Genomic DNA, 3,186 nt, shown 5'->3' with positions numbered 1-3,186 from the left:
CCGCGAGCCCCGCCCCGGGGGCCGCCGGTCCGCAGGCCGCCCGGAAGCACCGCCCCCTCACCTCCGCCGGGCTCCCCTCCCCGGCCCCGAGCGCGAGCCCCGTGCTCGACGGGCTGCGCACCGGCGGCGGCGACACCGCGGGGGGCCGCGGCCCGGCCCTCGCCGGGCGCCTCGACCCGCTGCTCGGCGTCCACGCGCTCGGCAAGGGCCCCGCCGCCTCCGTCGTGGACCTCACGAGCGGCGAGCAGGTCTACGGGGACCGTGCCACCGCCTCGGCGACCCCCGCCTCCGTCACCAAGATCGCCACCGCCGTGGCCGCCCTCGACGCCCTCGGCCCCGGGCACCGCATCGAGACCCGCGTCGAGAAGGACGGCCACCGCCTCGTCCTCGTCGGCGGCGGCGACCCCACCCTCACCGCCCGCGCCCACCCCGGCGCGTACGCGAGCCTGCGCACCCTGGCCACCCGCACCGCCGCCGCGCTCGGCCCCGGCCGGGGCACGTACACCCTCGTCTACGACACCTCCCGGTACACGGGCACCACCCGGCACCCCATAGGGCCCAACGAGAACCTCGCCCCCGTCACCCCGCTCATCGCCGACGAGGGCCGCCTCGACTCCAGCGACCACGGCCCCGCCGACCGCAGCACCGACCCCGCGCTCGACGCCGCCCGCGGCTTCCACGCGCTCCTCTCGGCGGCGGGCGTGAGGCTCACGGACGAGGTCGAGACGGGCGACGGCGAGAAGTCCCCGGCGAAGGAGCCGGGCAAAAAGTCCGGCAAGGAGTCCGGCAAGGGCGGGGCGAAGGCCGCCGGGAAGCCGTCGCGAGCGGCCGGGGACGGGAAGGCGGGCGCGGGGGACGGCGGCGGGACGGGCGCCGGGGGCGGAAAGGGCGCCGGGGACGGCGGGGAGGCCGGGGACGGGAAGCTCGCCTCCGTCTCCTCCGCGCCGCTGGCCACCATCGTGGAGCGGATGCTCACCTACTCCGACAACGACATCGCCGAGCACCTCGCCCGCCAGACCGCCCTCGCGACCGGCGCGAAGGCCGACTTCAAGGGCGGTGCCGGGGCCGTTCGCGACCGGATCGCGAAACTGGGCCTCCCCGTCGGCGGCACGTCCTTCCACGACGGCAGCGGCCTCGACCGCGCCGACAGACTCACCCCGAAGCTCCTCACCGCGCTCCTCGCCGAGGCCGCCGCCAAGGACCGCCCCGCACTGCGCCCGGTCCTCACCGGCCTCCCCGTCGCCGGGTTCACCGGCACCCTCGCGAGCCGCTACACCGCCGCGCACAACAAGGCGGGCACCGGCCTCGTCCGCGCCAAGACCGGCACTCTCACCGGGGTCAACACCCTCGCCGGCACCGTCGTCACCCGCTCCGGCCGCCTCCTCGGCTTCGCCTTCATGAGCCACGAGGCCCCCGACCCCATGGCGGCCCAGGCCGCGCTGGACAAGATGGCGACGGCCCTCGCGGAGAGCTGACCCGCCTCCCCCTCGCCCGCCGCCGGGCCCGGCCCCCTCCTCCCCGCCCGCGAAACCCCGTACCGTTGACACATGACGAGCCTCGGTGGTCCCTCCATGGTCGACTGGAATCTCGCGGTCACCACCGCGACCCGCCTCGTGCGCCCGGGCCCGGAGGTGAGCCGCGACGAGGCCCGCGCGGTCGTCGCCGAACTGCGCGCGCACGCCAAGTCCGCCGAGGAGCACGTCCGCGCCCACACCCGGATGAACCCCCCGCCGTCCGCCGACACGCCCGTCCTCGTGGTCGACCGGCCCGGCTGGGTCCGCGCCAACGTCGCCGGGTTCCGCTCGCTCCTCGCGCCGCTGCTCGACAAGATGCAGGGCCGCAGGAACGAGGGCGGCTCCTCCAGCATCGTGACCGCCCTCGGCGGCAAGGTCACCGGCGCCGAACTCGGCGTCCTCCTCTCCTTCCTCTCCTCCCGCGTCCTCGGCCAGTACGAGACCTTCGCCCCGCCCTCGCGCGAACTCCCCGGCGGCGCGGGCGGCGGCCGGCTCCTCCTCGTCGCGCCGAACATCGTGCACGTCGAACGCGAACTCGGCGTCGACCCGCGCGACTTCCGCCTCTGGGTCGCCCTCCACGAGGAGACCCACCGCACCCAGTTCACCGGCGTGCCCTGGCTGCGCGACCACCTGGAGAACGAGATCCGCGGCTTCCTGGACGAGACCGAACTCGACCCGGGCCACTTCGCCGACCGCCTCGGCGAGACCGTCCGCTCCCTCCTGGACCGCGAGGGCCGCGAGAAGCGGCAGGACAGCGCGGACGACGAGGACGGGGGCTCGCTGGTCGAACTCGTCCAGACCCCCGCGCAGCGCGAGATCCTCGGCCGCCTCACCGCCGTCATGTCCCTCCTCGAAGGGCACGCCGACTACGTCATGGACGGCGTGGGGCCCGCCGTCGTGCCCTCCGTCGGCGAGATCCGCGAGAAGTTCCAGGAACGCCGCGCCAAGGGCGCCAGCCGCGTCGACCTCGCCCTGCGCCGCCTCCTCGGCCTCGACGCGAAGCTCCGTCAGTACCGCGACGGCGAACGCTTCGTCCGCGCCGTCGTGACGGAGACCGGCATGGACGGCTTCAACCGCGTGTGGACCTCCCCGAACACCCTCCCGACGAAGCGCGAGATCCACCACCCCGCCGAGTGGATCGCCCGTGTCCACGGCGAGGGCGAGGACACCGCCGAGGAGACCGGCGGGGAAGCGGGGAGCTGACGGGGGACCGGGAGCGGCGGCCGACGGGACACGGGCGGGCGGAAGAACGGGACCTGACGGGGCGTGACCACAGGTGCCCGCCGCCCGTTACCCGAGAACGAGCCCCGCACGTGTCCCGGCGGCAGCGAAACGCCCCGGTAATCACCCATCCGAGGGACCATGAGCCCCCGGCGGGCGTGCGATGCTCGAAGAAGGGCCCCCTTCTGTCACCATCTACGCACCCTGCGTGACAACCGGGGTGGTGGACGAACGCCGTGCGCCCGCGCGCCGCCCGCCCGTCCCCTCCCCGCCCCGGCCCCCCGGGGGCACACGCGCTCCAACGAAGGGAACACGGACATGGGTCCCCATCCCGCGGTCGCGGCGATACGTCTGGCGGTCCGCCGCGCCCTGCACGACATCCTCAGCGAGCACGCGGCCGGCCCCGGCACGCGCCCCGCGCGCCCCGACCCCGAGCCCCCCGCGATGGCCG

Annotated in this window: 2 protein-coding genes and 1 pseudogene; all 3 read left to right on the top strand. The window is 75.9% G+C overall.

Going from position 1 to position 3,186, the window contains the following annotated elements; translation table 11 throughout:
• Positions 1-1,475 (top strand): D-alanyl-D-alanine carboxypeptidase/D-alanyl-D-alanine-endopeptidase (gene dacB / locus SSBG_RS34555; protein ID WP_086023048.1); only part of this gene is annotated, 1,475 nt, incomplete at its 5' end.
• 72 nt (positions 1,476-1,547) lie between these two features.
• Positions 1,548-2,717 carry a zinc-dependent metalloprotease gene (locus SSBG_RS11900; RefSeq protein ID WP_037869547.1) on the top strand — a complete coding sequence of 390 codons (1,170 nt, stop codon included), beginning with the start codon at positions 1,548-1,550 and terminating at the stop codon, positions 2,715-2,717.
• Between the two features lie 336 nt (positions 2,718-3,053).
• A pseudogene (locus SSBG_RS34550) lies at positions 3,054-3,186 on the top strand (tRNA lysidine(34) synthetase TilS); the annotation flags it as partial.

It is taken from the genome of Streptomyces sp. SPB074, from assembly GCF_000154905.1.
Lineage (GTDB): Bacteria > Actinomycetota > Actinomycetes > Streptomycetales > Streptomycetaceae > Streptomyces.
The sequence above is the reverse complement of the archived record's forward strand: the minus strand, read 5'-3'. Positions and strand labels throughout refer to the sequence as shown.

Excerpts from the sequence above, each read along its gene's own strand:
- SSBG_RS11900 (WP_037869547.1), top strand. The coding sequence starts at position 1,548 with ATGACGAGCCTCGGTGGTCCCTCCATGGTCGACTGGAATCTCGCGGTC.